Annotated in this window: 13 protein-coding genes and 1 tRNA gene; 4 read left to right on the top strand and 10 right to left on the bottom strand. The window is 62.7% G+C overall.

Annotated features, from left to right (window positions below):
- Window positions 1–50 precede the first annotated feature (50 nt).
- The 5 genes from PSUB009319_RS13920 to PSUB009319_RS13900 all read right to left on the bottom strand — a co-directional run bounded on the left by PSUB009319_RS13920 (window position 51) and on the right by PSUB009319_RS13900 (window position 4664).
- Window positions 51–1001, bottom strand: coding sequence for a ribose-phosphate pyrophosphokinase (locus PSUB009319_RS13920; RefSeq protein ID WP_124382813.1), 951 nt, complete (start codon window positions 999–1001; stop codon window positions 51–53).
- Window positions 1002–1083: 82 nt separating this feature from the next.
- Window positions 1084–1160 (bottom strand) — tRNA-Gln (locus PSUB009319_RS13915).
- A gap of 50 nt (window positions 1161–1210) precedes the next feature.
- A complete protein-coding gene (gene ispE, locus PSUB009319_RS13910) occupies window positions 1211–2080 on the bottom strand; it encodes a 4-(cytidine 5'-diphospho)-2-C-methyl-D-erythritol kinase (RefSeq protein ID WP_124382812.1) in 870 nt (289 codons plus the stop codon).
- Window positions 2081–2094: 14 nt separating this feature from the next.
- Window positions 2095–2727, bottom strand: a complete 633-nt coding sequence (lolB, locus tag PSUB009319_RS13905; protein ID WP_124382811.1) for a lipoprotein insertase outer membrane protein LolB — start codon at window positions 2725–2727, stop codon at window positions 2095–2097.
- Entirely contained in the window at window positions 2727–4664 is a 1938-nt protein-coding gene (locus tag PSUB009319_RS13900; protein WP_124382810.1) for a tetratricopeptide repeat protein, read from the bottom strand. Before PSUB009319_RS13900 ends, lolB begins: the two co-directional genes overlap by 1 nt.
- 101 nt (window positions 4665–4765) lie before the next feature.
- Here PSUB009319_RS13900 and mutM point away from each other — a divergent pair, with 101 nt between their 5' ends.
- The 4 genes from mutM to mutY all read left to right on the top strand — a co-directional run bounded on the left by mutM (window position 4766) and on the right by mutY (window position 11944).
- Window positions 4766–5638 carry a bifunctional DNA-formamidopyrimidine glycosylase/DNA-(apurinic or apyrimidinic site) lyase gene (gene mutM / locus PSUB009319_RS13895; RefSeq protein ID WP_124382809.1) on the top strand — a complete coding sequence of 291 codons (873 nt, stop codon included), beginning with the start codon at window positions 4766–4768 and terminating at the stop codon, window positions 5636–5638.
- A gap of 1221 nt (window positions 5639–6859) precedes the next feature.
- Window positions 6860–8560 carry a group II intron reverse transcriptase/maturase gene (gene ltrA / locus PSUB009319_RS13885; RefSeq protein WP_124382807.1) on the top strand — a complete coding sequence of 567 codons (1701 nt, stop codon included), beginning with the start codon at window positions 6860–6862 and terminating at the stop codon, window positions 8558–8560.
- Window positions 8561–8739: 179 nt separating this feature from the next.
- Window positions 8740–10683: a dynamin-like GTPase family protein gene (locus tag PSUB009319_RS13880; RefSeq protein ID WP_124382806.1), complete on the top strand. Its 1944-nt coding sequence runs from the start codon at window positions 8740–8742 to the stop codon at window positions 10681–10683.
- A 103-nt stretch (window positions 10684–10786) separates the two neighbouring features.
- Window positions 10787–11944, top strand: a complete 1158-nt coding sequence (mutY, locus tag PSUB009319_RS13875; protein ID WP_124382805.1) for an A/G-specific adenine glycosylase — start codon at window positions 10787–10789, stop codon at window positions 11942–11944.
- Window positions 11945–11974: 30 nt separating this feature from the next.
- On the opposite strand, the gene PSUB009319_RS13870 is transcribed toward mutY, so the two are convergent.
- From PSUB009319_RS13870 to ptsN, 5 genes are all read right to left on the bottom strand, one after another.
- Complete coding sequence (locus tag PSUB009319_RS13870) at window positions 11975–12628, bottom strand: LON peptidase substrate-binding domain-containing protein (RefSeq protein ID WP_124382804.1); 654 nt, start codon at window positions 12626–12628, stop codon at window positions 11975–11977.
- A 104-nt stretch (window positions 12629–12732) separates the two neighbouring features.
- A complete protein-coding gene (rapZ, locus tag PSUB009319_RS13865; protein WP_124382803.1) occupies window positions 12733–13626 on the bottom strand; it encodes an RNase adapter RapZ in 894 nt (297 codons plus the stop codon).
- 92 nt (window positions 13627–13718) lie between these two features.
- Complete coding sequence (locus PSUB009319_RS13860) at window positions 13719–14057, bottom strand: PsiF family protein (RefSeq protein ID WP_124382835.1); 339 nt, start codon at window positions 14055–14057, stop codon at window positions 13719–13721.
- A gap of 188 nt (window positions 14058–14245) precedes the next feature.
- Window positions 14246–15220, bottom strand: a complete 975-nt coding sequence (hprK, locus tag PSUB009319_RS13855; RefSeq protein WP_124382802.1) for an HPr(Ser) kinase/phosphatase — start codon at window positions 15218–15220, stop codon at window positions 14246–14248.
- Between the two features lie 73 nt (window positions 15221–15293).
- On the bottom strand, window positions 15294–15749 hold the full coding sequence (ptsN, locus tag PSUB009319_RS13850) for a PTS IIA-like nitrogen regulatory protein PtsN (protein ID WP_124382834.1): 456 nt from the start codon (window positions 15747–15749) through the stop codon (window positions 15294–15296).
- Window positions 15750–15962: the final 213 nt, after the last annotated feature.

Here is a 15962-nt window from a genome sequence, read left to right as displayed (position 1 = left end):
CTGCAGTAAAGCCTTGGATTATAACAGTAAGCCGATGAACTGCTGCCGATTTATTCAGCAAACAGCGACATGATCGAATCGCCGCGCACGATGCGGGTGAAGGTCTCGGCCAGCAGCGGCGCCGTCGAGAGCTGGCGGATCTTGCCGCACTTGATGGCGTCTTCGCGCAGCGGGATGGTGTCGGTCACGACCACTTCGTCGAGCGCCGAGTCCGCAATGCGGGCCGCCGCGCCACCCGACAGCACCGGGTGCGTGCAATACGAGAACACTTGCTTGGCCCCGCGCTCCTTGAGCACCTGCGCGGCTTTGCACAGTGTGCCGCCAGTGTCGATCATGTCGTCCATGATCACGCAGTTGCGGCCGTCGACTTCACCAATGATGTTCATCACCTCAGCCACGTTGGCTTTCGGGCGGCGCTTGTCGATGATTGCCAGATCCACGCCGAGTTGCTTGGCGAGTGCACGTGCGCGCACCACGCCGCCCACATCGGGCGACACCACCAGCAGGTCTTCGTAGTTCTTCTTGCGCAGGTCTTCGAGCAGGACCGGCGACGCGTAGATGTTGTCGACCGGGATATCGAAGAAGCCTTGGATTTGGTCAGCGTGGAGGTCCATCGTCAGCACGCGCTCGACACCGGCGACTTCCAGCATGTTGGCCACGACCTTGGCCGTGATCGCCACACGCGCCGAACGCGGGCGACGGTCCTGGCGAGCGTAGCCGAAGTAGGGGATGGCGGCCGTGATGCGGCGGGCGGACGCGCGCTTGAGCGCATCGACCATCACCATCAGTTCCATCAGGTTGTCGTTGGTCGGGGCGCAGGTGGATTGCAGGATGAACACGTGCTTGCCGCGCACGTTTTCCTGGATCTCGACCTGAACTTCACCATCGGAGAATCGGCCGACGAGGGCCTTGCCGAGCGGGATGCCTAGGTGCTTGACGACAGCTTCGGCGAGTTTCGGGTTGGCGTTGCCGGTAAAAACCATCAAGCCTTCGCTGCTCATCGGGGCACCTGTTTTTCGACTTCAGACGCGCCGGTCAGTTGAAGCACCAACCGGGCTATTGCTGGGAACATGAGGAAGAAAATGGCAGGGGCGGAAGGATTCGAACCTACGCATGCCGGAATCAAAATCCGGTGCCTTAACCAGCTTGGCGACGCCCCTACACAACCTTTCGGTTACTGCCTCCATTGCAGAAGCAATAACTGCAAACCTTACACAGCAAATCGTGCGAGCGGGTGATGCGTCAGACTTGCCGCACACCGACCTTCCCACTCGGAAGGCACCTGATCGGCCACCGCTTGCGCGTGCTCAACGCTATCGAACGGAGCAAACACGCAGGCGCCGGATCCGGTCATTCTTGCCAGAGGGCTGAACTGACGCAGCCAGGCAAGTGCTCGGGCGATTTCGCCGTATTTCCTTTCCGCCACCGCTTGGAGGTCGTTGCGACCGTAAGCGAAAACAATTTGTTGGTCAGGAAAGTCCGTAATTATGGTGAGTGGCGTATCGCGTGTCAACCCTTCATCGGAAAAAATTGCGGGGGTGGGCACATGCACGCGTGGATGAATCACCACGAACGTGGTCGGCGGCAGCGTAACGGGCGTGAGTTTTTCGCCGATACCCTCGGCGAAGGCGTTCTGGCCGAACACGAAGAAGGGCACGTCGGCGCCGAGCCTGAGGCCGAGCGCCATCAGTTGCGTGCGCGGCAGATCGAGACCCCAAAGACGGTTGAGCGCGAGCAGCGTGGTGGCTGCATCAGACGAGCCGCCGCCGATGCCGCCGCCCATCGGCAGACGTTTCTCGATAGCGATGTCGACGCCGTAGGTGCAGCCGGTTTCCGCTTGCAGCAGGCGCGCGGCGCGGATCACGAGGTCGTCCTCGGCGGGCACGCCAGGGATGTCGGTGGTGCGCGCGAGGCGGCCGTCGGCGCGGCGCGCGAAATGCAGCGTGTCGCTCCAGTCGATCAACTGGAAGACGGTTTGCAGCAGGTGGTAGCCATCGGGTCGGCGGCCGACCACGTGCAGGAAGAGATTGAGCTTGGCGGGTGCGGGGCAATCACGCAGTTCGACGGGCGCGCAAGACATGGCGAAGCGAGGGGTTACTGGTCTAGCACGAGCCGCACCGAGAGCGGGCCGCTGGTGCCGTGCGGGCGGTCAAGATCGAGCCGGCGGATGCGCGCCTTGGCGGCATCAGCGCTGTCGCCGTCGTCAGTCCACGCGACGTAGTGGACGGTCCAGCCATTCTGTTCGATGGTTTCGGGGCGCGACTGCCCGTTGTGTACCGTGCGTTCCACGCGGGCCGGTGTGCCGGGGGCGGGGCGGGCGCGCAGCCAGTCACGCAGCCCGGAGACCGGCAGCGAGAAGCCAAGTGCGTCTTGCATCAGCGTGTCGACTTCGGGGGCGCGTCGCGGTGGCTGGTTCGGTAGTTCAAGCGTGGCGCCCTGGTTGCTCTGGCTGACGATGGCCAGCGTCTGGCCCAGCGGCGAAATCAGCTCCAGTTGCACGTCCGGCCCGCGCTCGCGCCAGAGGAAGCTGCCGACGGCGCTTTGCTCGGCGTTGCCCTGCGTATAGCGGGCCGAGAAGCGGCCCTGATAGCGCGTGACGGTGGTGTCGGTGTCTTGCGCGCCAGCGAAGAGGTCGTTGGCGGGGCGCAGGCTCGTACAGCCGGTAAACAGCGTGCAGCCGGCGCCCAGCACCAGCGCGCCGAGCGCGCGCGAAAACCGTGCGGCCATCAGTTTGTGCTCATGGGAACGTTGGGCACCGGCTGGCCGAAGCGACGCAGCGTGTCGCGCAGGGTGATGTCGTTGACGTCGAGCTTGGACGCTTCGGTCCAGATCTGCCGCGCGTCGTCCTGCTTGCCCGATTGCCACAGCACTTCGCCCAGGTGCGCGCCAATTTCGGCTTGCGGGGCGGCAGTCCATGCCTTGCGCAGGATGTCGGTGGCGGCGGGCAGATCGCCGCGACGGTATTTGACCCAGCCAAGGCTGTCGGCGATGTAGGGATCATCCGGCGCCAGCGACACCGCTTTCTCCAGCAGTTCCTGCGCTTCCTGCAGGCGCACGTTGCGATCGGCCAGCGAGTAGCCCAGCGCGTTGTAGCCGATGGCTTGGCCGGGGCGCAGGTCAATCACCTTGCGCAGCAGCGTTTCCATGTTGTCGTAGTGGCCGTCGTGCTCTTCGAGCATCGCCAGTTGGTACGTGTATTCGACGTTGTCCGGGTCGCTCTTCAGCAGTTCGTTGACGCGGGCGCGGGCCCGGCCATAGGCCTTGGCGTCCATCAGCATGCCGATCTCGGCTTGGCGGATGCCGTCCATCAGGGCTTGGCGACGTGGGCCGTCAGGAACATCTTCGGCGTCGGCGACGAGTTCGTCGAAGGTCTGCTGTGCCTCGTCTATGCGACGCAGCTTGCCGAGCAACTGGCCGCGCTTGATACCGGCCGCCAGTGCGGTCTGGCCATCTGCGTCGCCGTTGGCGGAGCCTGTAATCTTGTCGACCCAGCCCAGCGCTGCGGCGTAGTCGTGCTTCTCTTCGGCCAACTGGGCGAGGCCCTGGTAGCCAGGCTCGGGGCTCAGCGTGGGCGACTTGGCGGTGGCCGTGACGTATTCCTTCAGGTACCGCTCGGCGTCGTCGTACTGGCGTTGCTGCAGGTTCAGCAGGCCCAGCGCGAGCGTGATGCGCGCGTCTTTGGGGGCGATTTTCTTGAGCGTTTCGAATTCGGCGCGCGCGTTATCCTGCTGATTGCGCACGAGGTATATGCGGGCGAGCGCCAGGTGCCCGTCGATGGAAGCCGGCGCGGCCTTCAGGAAGGTGCGCAGGCCTGCGATGGCGGCATCGGGGTTGCCGTCGGCACGCAGTTCGGCGGCGAGGATGGCGGCGTCTTCATAGCCAGGGCGCAGCTTGAGTGCGGTATCCAGTTCCGTCAGCGCGCCGGGCATGTCTTTGGCGGCAACCTTCGCGCGCGCCAGGGCCAGATGCGTTTCGGGGCGCTGCATGTCGTGCGAAGCGATGCGCTGCAGCGCAGCTACGGCGCCTTCCGGATCGCTGCTTTTGGACATCTGCTGTTGCAATTGCAGCAGGGCGTCTGCACGTTGGCCCGGTGAGACTTTGTTCAACTGCGCCTGCAGCATCGGTTCGACTTCCGACCACTGGCCCGTTGCCACCAGCAAGAGCTGCTGCACCTGGCGTGCCGGCATGGATGTTGGCGACAGCGTCACCCAGAGGCGTGCGGCGGTCAGGGCCTGTGCGGGGGAGCGTGTCAGGAAGGCGATTTCAGTGGCGCGCTGGGCGAAACGCGGGTCGCGCGTGTCCTGCGCGAGGCCAAGATAGGTGCGGTATGCCGGCTCGACCAGCCCGCGTTGCAGCGACACTTCCGACGCCAGCACGCGGTACATGATGTCTTCATTGAGCGCGACGCGCGGCAGATCGGTGCGCTCCGAACTCGGCAGACCGGTGCGCGGGCGTGAACGCTCGATCTGGATGGCGGCGTGGCCACCGGTGCCGCCTCCCTGTGCGGCTTGGGCGATCAGCGGGGCGGCCGCAGCGGACTGCGTCGCCCATACCGGCAAGCTCGTCAGCCCTCCCGCCACCAGCGCGGCCAGCAGGGCCGTTCGGCTGCGCGAAAATCGCCGCGGGCGTTGCGTCGCGGGCGAACGGGAGAAAGCTTGGGGCATGGTCTCGAAGCTCCGGGTGAGGGTTCGGGGCATTGTAGCCTGACCGCTACAATCGCCCGCATCGTAAAAAAGGTTGGAGCAGCACATGGGATGGAGGTTCGATGCCTGAGTTGCCAGAGGTCGAGGTCACGCGCCTGGGTTTGCTACCGCATATTACGGGGCGACGTATCGTGCGCGCCGTGGTGCGCCATCATGGGCTGCGCTGGCCGGTCGATCCGCGGCTGCCCGAGTTGCTCGCCGGCCTGACCGTCACGCGTCTGCTGCGCCGGGGCAAATACCTGCTCATCGAATGCATGCCCGAGGCGAACCAATCCGAACGCTCCGACGCGGTTGGCGGCTGGCTGCTGATTCACCTGGGCATGACCGGCACTTTGCGGGTGCTGGAAACGCCCGTGCCGCCTGGCCCGCACGATCACGTCGACATCGAACTCGCCGACGCAACTGGCGTGCTGATCACACTGCGCTACCGTGATCCACGCCGTTTTGGTGCTGTGCTCTGGCACCCGGGTGACGAAGCTGGCTTGGCCGAACATCCGCTGCTGCGCAATCTCGGCATCGAGCCGTTCAACGCGCAGTTCGACGGCGACTGGATGTTTTCCCGCACGCGTGGGCGCGGGGTTGCCATTAAATCAGCGCTATTGGCGGGCGATATCGTGGTCGGCGTGGGCAATATCTATTGTTCGGAGAGCCTGTTTCGCGCCGGTATCCGGCCCACCACGGCTGCGGGCCGCATCAGCCGGCAGCGCTATGCGGCGCTGGCGGAAGCCATTCGCGCGACGCTGGCTGATGCCATTGCGCGGGGCGGCAGCACGCTGCGCGATTTTGTCGGCTCGGACGGACAAAGCGGTTACTTTCAGCTCGAAGCGTTTGTGTACGACCGCGCCGGTCTGCCATGCCGGACGTGTGGCACACCAATCCGCCAGATCGTGCAGGGGCAGCGCTCTACGTTCTACTGCCCGAGCTGCCAGCGCTGAGCCCCCGCCAAGGGCATCCGAAGCCGCCTGAAAATGCGGCGCTGGAGCGATCTGGCCGCCATTTCGCAAGGTTTTCGAAGTGGGGTGTCCGGCGGCCGATGGCATCCCGCAACACTTGGCTGCCTGGGCCGGGGAACCTCGTGGAAAGTTCGCCCGAAAGCCGACGGTTCCCTGTATCGTTCCACCTAAATTTGTGCATTTCGTGCGACACGCACGCTCGTGTCCGGCCTAGTCCCACGTTACGGGGCGGTCTGTGAGGGTGTTTCGAGTCGGGAGGTTGGTCTCCTGGTTTGGTTCCCTCTCAAACCCACTTAGCTGCAAGTGAGAAGCAGCCGACTGTTCGCGTGCCTCTTCAATGGGTCACGCTAATGAAAGCAGAAGTCCGGCCGATAGTTGGATAACTGCATTGCAATAGTCCGATTACCGTCGGACTCCGCCCCGTTAGCGGCTTCATCTCCGCTAACCGGCGGGATGAATGTTTGCAATTCCTGGCCCATGGGCTAGGAGTCGCTAGATGGAAACGAGCGAAAGCTCTGCGCGTTATTGTTCGACCGATCTTGCTCGTGAGGGCACATCGATAGTGAACCTGCTATGCGACTAGCAGTAGCCTACGGAGACAGGCGCTACTGGCAACGGCGGCGTCTGAAGCTCTCCTGACAATGTAGCCCCCGCGAGGGTGTCGCCTCACCGTGAGGTGGCGCGGCAGAGATCCCAAGCAGCAACGGGGTCGAGGAGCTAGGCTGGCTGGTACGGGTAATGTAAGTGAACTGCTGGTAAACATCGTTACAAATGAGATGCCAAAGCTGATGACAGGCATTAACCAAAAGGTGCGTGGTCGGTTGCTCCGTTGGAATGTCGGAGTACGTCGCTGTTAGACCACCGGTGAAAAGGCAGGCCCTAACCCAGTCGTGTAATGCGCAGGGAACGTGGTAAGCCCGTATGGCTGCCCGAGTGCTGTTGGATCAGGCAGGCGAACCGCAAGGAACGCTGTTGGCTGTGCGGGTATGGGAGGTTGGAAAAAGCGAATGCCGGACTGTAATGGTCCGGATAGGGGTTGAAACATCACCCCACGCGAAAGCGGGCAGACTTCCAATAGGTCTTTCGTCGCATGACGGCTGACCGAGTCCATTTGTTGAAATTTCTTCCCTTGAGGGGCAATACGTCCCTCAAGGGGCGTGGTGTCTCTGCTGTCGGGGAAGGTTCTCAAGACAGGAGAGCAGCATGGAAGAATTGATCGGAAACGATCAGTCTGCGCTCTCCGGCGCGCCGCAAGGCTGGACGACCATCAATTGGCGTCGAGTTGAGCGGAACGTCCGGACGATGCAGATACGAATTGCGAAGGCAACACAGGAAGGGGATTGGCGCCGGGTGAAAGCCCTGCAACGGTCCTTGACCCGCTCGTTCAGCGCGAAAGCGCTGGCAGTACGACGAGTGACGGAGAACCAAGGCAAGCGAACGGCAGGCGTCGATCGTGAGCTGTGGAACTCGCCTGAAGTCCGGTGGGAAGCCATCGGGCGGTTGAAGCGCCGGGGATACCGGCCCATGCCATTACGGCGGGTCTTTATCCCAAAGGCCAACGGGAAGGAGCGCCCACTAGGCATTCCGACCATGTGGGATCGAGCCATGCAGGCCCTATACCTGCTGGCGCTGGAACCGGTGTCCGAAGGGACGAGCGATCCGAACTCATATGGGTTCCGGATCAATCGCTCCACAGCGGACGCCATGTCGCAGCTATTTGTTTCCCTTGCCCAGAAGGCTTCGGCCCAATGGGTGTTGGAGGCGGATATCAAAGGCTGTTTTGACCATATCAGCCATGACTGGTTGGAGCGCAATGTCCCGATGGACAAAACGATCCTCCGGAAGTGGTTGAAGGCTGGCGTGGTATTTCAAGGCCAGTTTCAGGCGACCGAGGCTGGAACGCCGCAAGGGGGCATCATTTCCCCGACATTGGCGAACGTGGCGTTGAACGGGCTGGAGAGCCAACTGCTTGCGCATCTAAAGGCAAAGCTGGGGGTGGTCCAGACGAAGAAGTTGAAGGTCTATGTGGTGCGATACGCGGATGATTTCGTGATTACTGGCGCTTCTCCGGAACTGCTCGAAAGCGAGATCAAACCGTGGGTGGAGCAGTTCCTTGCTGTACGAGGGCTGTCCCTGTCCACGGAGAAAACGCGGATCGTCAACATCGACCACGGCTTCGACTTCCTGGGGTGGAATTTCCGGAAGTACTCGGGAAAACTGCTCATCAAGCCGAGCAAGAAAAACGCGCAAGCGTTCTACCGCAAGGTGAAGGCAGTCATCAATGCCAGCAAGACGGCGAAGCAGGAGAACTTGATTCAATTGCTGAACCCGATGTTGCGGGGCTGGGCGCAGTACCACCGCCCCGTAGTAGCCAAGGAAGCGTTCAGCCGCATGGATCACGTGGTATTTCGTGCTCTATTGCGGTGGGCCAAACGGCGGCACTCCAACAAGTCCGCTGACTGGGTGCGGAAGAAGTATTTCGCAATCGTTGAAGGACGGAGTTGGGTGTTTGGAACCACAGTTGTTAAAGACGATGGTGACAAGCATTGGGTGGAGTTGTACTCGCTCGCGAGCACACCCATAGTGCGTCACAAGAAGGTCAAAGGGGGGTACAACCCCTTCGATCCCTCGCAGGAGATGTATGGCGAAACCTTGCGTCAGGAGCGATTGCTGCAAAGCATGTCGCATCGGAAGCAGTGGATCAAACTGTATGTCGATCAACGAGGCTTGTGCGCGCTGTGCAAGTGCAAGATGACCAAGGAGACAGGGTGGCACGACCACCACATTGAGTACCGTGTACACGGTGGCTCGGACGCCCTCGGAAATCGAGTGTTGATACACCCAGCCTGTCATATGCAAGTTCATGCTAGAGGTGTCACTGTTGTGAAACCGGCCCCTTTATAAACTGGGGCTCTGTAAAGGCTTGAGCCGTGTGCGGGGAAACTCGCACGCACGGTTCTTAGGGGGGGATGGGTCAGAAATGACCTGTCCCTACCCTCCTGTGCCGTAAGTGGGCGGTAACAGCGATGTCGAGGGAGCGCGCGTTTTTGCGGTCGGGTCGCGCACGAAAATAAGACAGAACGATGAACAACACACTGAGCACACAGTTCGAGCAGTACAGCACGTGGCGTGCTTCGGTACTGCAGTCGGTAGGGGAATTTCAGGACTGGCTGCAGGCCCAGGAACTCTACGACGCGCAGGCCGACATGCGTGCGCAGCGCATCCGCGGTGTCTTGCGCAGCGACAAGCTCAAGGTCGCTTTCATTGCCGAGTTCTCCCGTGGCAAGAGCGAGCTGATCAACGCCATCTTCTTTGCCGACTTCGGCCGCCGCATCCTGCCGTCGTCGGCGGGCCGGACCACGATGTGTCCGACCGAGTTGATGTACGACGAAAGCTATCCGCCGTCGATCCGCCTGCTGCCGATCGAGACGCGCCTGCACGATGCATCGACGGCCGACTTTCGTGATGCCGGCAGCCACTGGCTGTCGGTGCCGCTCGATCCGTCCTCGCCCGAGGGCATGCTCGAAGCGTTCCGCCACGTGGTGGAAACCGTGCGCGTGCCCAAGGAAGAAGCCGAGCAGTTGGGCCTCTACAACGACGCCGATCCCGACGCCGCATTCTCGGTAGACGCTGCCGGTACGGTGGAAGTGTCGAAGTGGCGTCACGCGATCATCAATTTCCCGCACCCGATGCTCAAGCAGGGTCTGGTGATCCTGGATACGCCGGGCCTGAATGCCATCGGTACCGAGCCCGAACTGACGCTACGCCTGATTCCGGATGCGCATGTCGTCGTGTTCGTGCTGGCCGCCGATGCCGGCGTGACCAAAAGCGATCTGGAACTGTGGCGCTCCCACGTGGGCGGCGGCCAGCGCAAGGGTTGCATCGCCGTGCTCAACAAGGTCGACGGCTTGTGGGATCCGCTCAAGACCGAGCAGGAAATCGAGAACGAAGTCAGCCGCCAGATCATGACGACGGCGCAGGTGCTGGATATCGATGTCGAGCGCGTGTATCCGGTGTCGGCGCAGAAAGGGCTGGTGGCCAAGGTCAGCCAAGACCACGAACTGCTGGCCAAGAGCCGATTACTGGAGTTGGAGTCGGTGCTGTCGGATCAATTGATTCCGCAGCGTCGTGAGATCGTCACCGAGCAAGTGCAACTGGCGGTGAAGGACATGGCGACCGGCGCGCAACAACTGCTGCAGATGCGCCGCCGCGACATCGTGGAGCAATTGTTCGAGCTGCGCGGCCTGCGCGGCAAGAACCACACGATGGTCAAGCACATGCTGATGCGGGTTCAGAGCGAGAAGGAAGAGTTCGAGCAGAGCATCGCCAAGTTCCAGGCGCTGCGTACTGTGTTCGGCCGCCACAGCGCAGAGATCATTAAGAGCGTGCAGCTCAAGCAGATCCGCACGACCATGCGTGAAGCGCGCGAGAAGATGAAGGAGCGCGTATTCTCGCGCGGCCTGCGCGATGACATGGACAAGCTGTTCGGCCATCTGACCGGCCTGGTGCGTGATGCCGCCAACCGCATCGACCAGTTGCATCAAATGGTCGATGGCATGTACAAGAAGTTCAACGCCGAGCACGGCTTCACGCTGTCGCCGCCGCTGCGCTTCCTGGGTACGCGCTACGACGCCGATCTCAAAGAAACGCTGATGCTCGCCCATAACCATTTTGGCGCGTTCAGCTTCCTGACCCGCCCGAAGCCGCAACTCGTGCACGGCGCGTTCTCCACGGTGGCCAGCCGCGTGCTGGATACCTTCCAGGACATGAACCGCGATATCGAGATCTGGCTGAAGTCGGTCATGACGCCGCTTGAAGCGCAGGTGCGCGATCACCAGAAGCAACTGCGCAAGCGTGTCGACTCGATCGAGCGCATTCACGAGGCCACCGACACGCTCGAGGCGCGCATCACCGAACTCGAAGCGTTGCTCAACACGTTGGACGAGCGCAGCGGCACGATTGCCCAGTACACCGACCGCATCCTCGCGGCCGGCACGATTCTGGAGCGGCAATCGTTCGCGGCCTGACGCGTTCGCATGTTCGTGGAAAAGGCGCCTGCGGGCGCCTTTTTCGTTCTGGTAGGATCGCCGCCAGCGCGCATCTTCCAAGCGCCGCTTCCCCATCACACGCATGACTGCCACCCCTCGCCGCACGCGCCGCATTGGCAACTCCAGTCAACCGGTTCCCGCATTGCCAACGCTTCCCGATGATTTCGCCGTACGCGTGATCGCTTGGCAGCAACGTCATGGCCGTCACCACTTGCCGTGGCAGAACACCGGCGACGCGTATCGCACGTGGCTGTCGGAGATCATGTTGCAGCAGACGCAGGTGAGCGCCGTGCTCGGTTACTACGCCCGCTTCATCGAGCGCTTCCCGACCGTACAGGCTTTGGCTGCCGCACCTGCGGACGACGTGATGGCTGCGTGGGCCGGGCTTGGCTATTACACGCGCGCACGCAACCTGCATCGCTGCGCGCAGATTGTTGTGGCCGAGCACGGCGGCATCTTCCCGCGCGATCCCGAGGTGCTGGCGACGCTGCCTGGCATCGGCCGTTCCACAGCAGCGGCCATCGCGGCATTTTCGTACGGCGTGCGCGCGGCCATCCTCGATGGCAACGTCAAGCGCGTGTTTGCGCGTGCATTCGGCATCGACGGCTTTCCCGGCGACAAGCGCGTCGAAGACACCATGTGGCGCATCGCAGAAGCCGTGCTGCCGCTGGCCGATGGCATTCAGGCGTATACGCAGGGGTTGATGGACCTGGGCGCTACCGTCTGCACGCGCGGCAAGCCCGCCTGTTTGACGGGTGAACGCGCCTGTCCGCTTGAGTCGCTGTGCGACGCGCACAGTACGGATCGCGTGATGGTGCTGCCAGTGCCGCGCCCGCGCAAGGCGATCCCCGAGCGTGCTGCGACCTTCGTCATCGCGCTGCACGCCGACGCAGTGCTGCTGCAGCGTCGTCCGCAACGCGGTATCTGGGGTGGGTTGTGGTCTTTGCCGCTGGTGGGCGAGATGGGCGATGCGCTCGAGGCGCATCCGTTGGACATCGATACCGTGCGTCAGGCTGCGCAGGCATATGGCGCGGTCTCGACGGTGGAGATGGCCGGCGCGCTCACGCACACCTTTACGCACTTCCGCCTGCACATGCACTTGTTGCGCGCGGAGATCGCCAAGCCTGCCGTGCTCGACGGCGACTGGCGCTGGATACCGCTGGCGCAACTCAATTCAGTGGGATTGCCTGCGCCGGTGAAATTGGCGCTGGAGACGCTGGTGCAGCCGAGCCTGATCTAGCCGGCTCGGCCTAACCTGGCCGATACGGCATCACAGAATGTGATGCTGCTTCATGTAGCGATGGACGATCTCGATGCGCATGCCGGCATCCATCAGCTCCATCAGCTTTTGCTTGGCCTTGAGCGGCACCGGCAGCAGCTCGCATAACCGGTTCGCCACCCAGCTTGGGCTGGTCCACTCGTATGGCTCAACCATCGGGACGTTGCCGTCTTCCCGCGAGCCCAGCGTCGTGATGATGCGGCGCAGGGCGCCCACGCAATCGTCGAAGAGTTCGCCCTTGCAGTCTTCCACGTCGGCGCCGATAGGCTCCACCGTGCCGCGCATCAGGCCGTTAGGCGCGCTCTCGAACGTCAACACCTTAAAGCGCTGCGTGCCACGCACCTTGATCATCAGCAGGCCCAGTTGCTCCATGTCGCATTCGATGATGTGGGCGATGCAGCCCACGTCGACCGGCACGGTCGTTCCGTCTGTGGTGGCGACTTCATTGCCGCGCTCGATCAGACACACGCCAAACGGCGTTTTGTCACGCAGGCACGTGCGCACCATGTCCATGTAGCGGGCTTCGAAAATGCGCAGCGGCAGAAGGCCGCCGGGAAAGAGCACCGTGTGCAACGGAAACAGCGGCAGCTCGGTGGGCAGCGGCGGCAGCGGCGAGAACGGTGAGAGAGCGATGTCTTCTTGCATGGACGGGCTTTTAGCAGACGGCGGCAAGACCTTCGCGTGGCGCCGCGCAAGAAGCCGCATCCAAATGAGGCCGACCGGCGTGCCAGGTGGGTCTGGCGCGCGGTTCAGCCGTCTACGGCCAATTCGCGGTGGCGGACCAACACATTACCATGCGCGCGGAAGTACGTGGCAAGCCGTTCTGCGATGTACACCGAACGGTGCTGGCCGCCTGTGCAGCCGATCGCGACGGTCAGATAGCTGCGGTTATCGGCGACGAAGCTCGGCAGCCACTTTTCCACGTAAGCACGGATGTCCTCGGCCATTGCCAGCACCATCGGCTGACTTTGCAGGAAATCCACAACAGGCTGGTCGCGGCCGGTGAGCGGGCGCAGTTGCGTGTCGTAATACGGGTTGGGCAGCGAGCGCACGTCGAAGACGAGATCGGCGTCAGTCGGCACGCCATGCTTGAAGCCGAACGATTCGAACATCAACGTGATGTCGTGCGGCTCGTCGCTGATGAATTCCTTGATGTAAGCGCGCAGGGCGTTCGTGCGCAGCGTGCTGGTGTCGATGCGATGCGCCGGATCGGCCAGCGGGCTGAGCAGTTCGCGCTCCATCTCGATCGCTTCGACGAGCGAGGTGTCGAGGCCCTTGGCAGCGGCTTGCACGTTGGCAGCGGCATCAGGGCGCCCGTTACGGATCGACAGCGGATGACGACGGCGCGTCTCGGAGTAGCGCTGCACCAGCGCGTTCGTGCTGGCTGTCAGGAACAGCATGCGCACGTCGTGTTCCTTGCGCAGGACGGTGACCGTCTCGGGCACTTTGCGCAGCGATTCACGACTGCGGATATCAGTGGCCACGCCCAGATGCGTATAACCCTGGTCCGCCAGATAGCGCGCCAGTTCGGGGATGAACTGCGCGGGCAGGTTGTCGACGCAGTAGTAACCTGCGTCTTCGAGCACGTTCAGGGCGACCGATTTCCCTGAACCCGACATACCGGTGATGAGAATGATCCGCATTTTGCGAGGATAGCATCCCTGCGTTGCAAAGCCGCGACCAGCAAAAAAGGCGACCGATCCGGCCGCCTTTTTGAGGGAGGGCTAACGGGTGCTCAGCCCTTCGAGAGGCATTCTTTCTGGGCGTTCTTGTACTCGTCGCCCTTCTTGCCCTTGTTGGCCTTGGAGCAGGCTGCCATCTTTTCCTGCTGCGTCATCGGCTTGGCCGCAGCAGCCGGCTTGTCCGACAGGCAGCCTTTCATGAACGCCTTGCGCTCGTCGCCTTTCTTGCCGGCGGCGTCCATGTTGCATTGCTTCATTTTGTCTTGCTGCGAATTCTTGGCGGCCGGGGCGGCGGCTGCAGCGGCGGGGGCCGCCGGCGCGCTGCCTTGGGCGAAAGCCTGGCCAGCCAGGAACGGGAGCGCCAGGGCGCAAGCGGCAATCAGTTGTTTCATCGTCGTGTTCTCTCCTTGGGTACCGTCAGAAGAGCGGGCGGGACAAGCCGCCACGCTCGCGATGAACGCCGCCGCGTGCATGCTCGGCGCATTCCCTCCCACAACGGAGAGGCCGTATGTCGGGTTGACGTTTCGTAACGAAAATTAGGGTAAAACCGGTCTGATCGCGAAACTTTGTAGCGGCTTTGTTAAAGCAGACGTCCTTGGGGCGAATGCGCAGCGGCTTCCGCCTGCATGGCGGCGCGCTGGCGGTCCATGAAGTCGCGAAGCGTGTCAATGCCACGTAAGCGCAGGATGGTGTTGCGCACGGCGGCCTCGACCAGCACGGCCAGGTTGCGACCGGCTGCCACCTGAATTTTCACCATGTGGATCGGCAAGCCGAGCACATCGAGATATTGCGAATCGAGCGGCAGACGTTCGAATTCACCGTCGTTACGGCGCACGAGCTGGACGATCAGCTTGATTTTCATCTTCCGGCGCACCGCCGTCTCACCGAAGATCGTCTTGATGTCGAGCAGGCCCAGGCCGCGCACTTCCAGCAGGTTCTGCAGCAGCGGGGGGCAGCGGCCTTCAATGAAGTCCGGCCCCAGCCGCACGAAGTCGACGGCATCGTCGGCAACCAGGCCGTGGCCGCGCGAGATCAACTCCAGGCCGAGCTCGCTCTTGCCCAGGCCAGAATCGCCCATGATCAGCACGCCCATGCCGAGGATGTCGAGAAACACCCCGTGCATCGTCACGCGTGGCGCCGAGATGCGCGAAAGGTACAAGCGCAGATGGTCAATCACGGCGGCCGACGAAATCGGCGAGGTGAACAGCGGCGTGGACGAGCGCGTGCAGCGCAGTTCCAGATCGGGCGGCGGATCCACGCCATCGGCCACCACCAGAAACGGCGGCTCCAGCAGAATCAGTTCGCCCATCTGGCGCTTGCGGTTCTCTTCCGACAGGCGCTGGTAATAGGTGATCTCGGGCTTGCCGAGCACCTGGATGCGGTTCGGGTGGATGAGGTTCAAGTGCCCGACCAAGTCCGCCGCGGACGTCGCTTCCTTGGCGAAATCCACGTCGAATGCGCGGTCAGCGCCCTCCAGGCCGGCAACCCACGACAGCTTCAGATCAGCTGCGTTGTCGTCGAAGATCGATTGGGCGATGACGCCGGTCAGTTCCATAGCAGGGCACAGTGGTGCCGACGGGGCACAGCGCGTTCGCAATCGGTTGCGCGTGCCACCGATTGCGCTGCGATCAGGGCCGCCAGTCGGTCAGTAGCTGGTGAATCGCCTCGGGCGACGGCAGGGTGGCGAGGCCTTCGCGCATGTCACGGTCGGACAGCAGCTGGGCGATTTCAGACAGGATTTCAAGATGCTGCTGGGTGGCTTGCTCGGGCACCAGCAGGAAGATCAGCAGCGAGACGGGCTTGCCGTCAGGTGACTCGAACGCCACCGGTTCGGACAGGCGCATGAACGCAGCCAGCGGTTGCTTGAGCCCCTTGATGCGGCCGTGCGGGATGGCCACGCCGGCACCCAGGCCCGTGGAGCCAAGCGACTCGCGCGCAAACAGGTTATCGGTGACGACTGCGCGCGTCACTCCGTGGTTGTTCTCGAACAGCAGGCCGGCCTGTTCAAATACCCGCTTTTTGCTGGTTACGCTGACGTCGAGGGCAATGTTCCCGGGCGGCAGCAGTTTGGCCAAGCGATTCATGTGCAATGCGTGAAATGAGCGGCGTCCTTCTGCACCAAGATGGCGCGCGGACAATTGGGCCATTATAGACCACGTGCCGCGCAGCTTTGTGCGGCGCACCAGCGGTGCACCGCGCAGGGCAGAGAAGCGAATCCCCCAAGGGCTGCGATCGACCGGTGCCGGCAATGTGCGCCCGGCATCGACCCTGTTTTTACCGGCATCGCGCCAAAAGCC

The sequence above is a fragment of the Ralstonia sp. SET104 genome (assembly GCF_003851545.1).
In the GTDB taxonomy this organism is placed as follows: domain Bacteria; phylum Pseudomonadota; class Gammaproteobacteria; order Burkholderiales; family Burkholderiaceae; genus Ralstonia.
The sequence above is the reverse complement of the archived record's forward strand: the minus strand, read 5'-3'. Positions and strand labels throughout refer to the sequence as shown.

What these genes read in the sequence shown, in the direction of transcription:
- PSUB009319_RS13920 (WP_124382813.1), bottom strand. Translation starts at nt 1,001, where the DNA reads ATGAGCAGCGAAGGCTTGATGGTTTTTACCGGCAACGCCAACCCGAAA.
- mutM (WP_124382809.1), top strand. Translation starts at nt 4,766, where the DNA reads ATGCCTGAGTTGCCAGAGGTCGAGGTCACGCGCCTGGGTTTGCTACCG.
- mutY (WP_124382805.1), top strand. Translation starts at nt 10,787, where the DNA reads ATGACTGCCACCCCTCGCCGCACGCGCCGCATTGGCAACTCCAGTCAA.
- lolB (WP_124382811.1), bottom strand. Translation starts at nt 2,727, where the DNA reads ATGGCCGCACGGTTTTCGCGCGCGCTCGGCGCGCTGGTGCTGGGCGCC.
- PSUB009319_RS13880 (WP_124382806.1), top strand. Translation starts at nt 8,740, where the DNA reads ATGAACAACACACTGAGCACACAGTTCGAGCAGTACAGCACGTGGCGT.
- ispE (WP_124382812.1), bottom strand. Translation starts at nt 2,080, where the DNA reads ATGTCTTGCGCGCCCGTCGAACTGCGTGATTGCCCCGCACCCGCCAAG.
- PSUB009319_RS13870 (WP_124382804.1), bottom strand. Translation starts at nt 12,628, where the DNA reads ATGCAAGAAGACATCGCTCTCTCACCGTTCTCGCCGCTGCCGCCGCTG.
- hprK (WP_124382802.1), bottom strand. Translation starts at nt 15,220, where the DNA reads ATGGAACTGACCGGCGTCATCGCCCAATCGATCTTCGACGACAACGCA.
- ptsN (WP_124382834.1), bottom strand. Translation starts at nt 15,749, where the DNA reads ATGAATCGCTTGGCCAAACTGCTGCCGCCCGGGAACATTGCCCTCGAC.
- PSUB009319_RS13860 (WP_124382835.1), bottom strand. Translation starts at nt 14,057, where the DNA reads ATGAAACAACTGATTGCCGCTTGCGCCCTGGCGCTCCCGTTCCTGGCT.
- rapZ (WP_124382803.1), bottom strand. Translation starts at nt 13,626, where the DNA reads ATGCGGATCATTCTCATCACCGGTATGTCGGGTTCAGGGAAATCGGTC.
- ltrA (WP_124382807.1), top strand. Translation starts at nt 6,860, where the DNA reads ATGGAAGAATTGATCGGAAACGATCAGTCTGCGCTCTCCGGCGCGCCG.
- PSUB009319_RS13900 (WP_124382810.1), bottom strand. Translation starts at nt 4,664, where the DNA reads ATGCCCCAAGCTTTCTCCCGTTCGCCCGCGACGCAACGCCCGCGGCGA.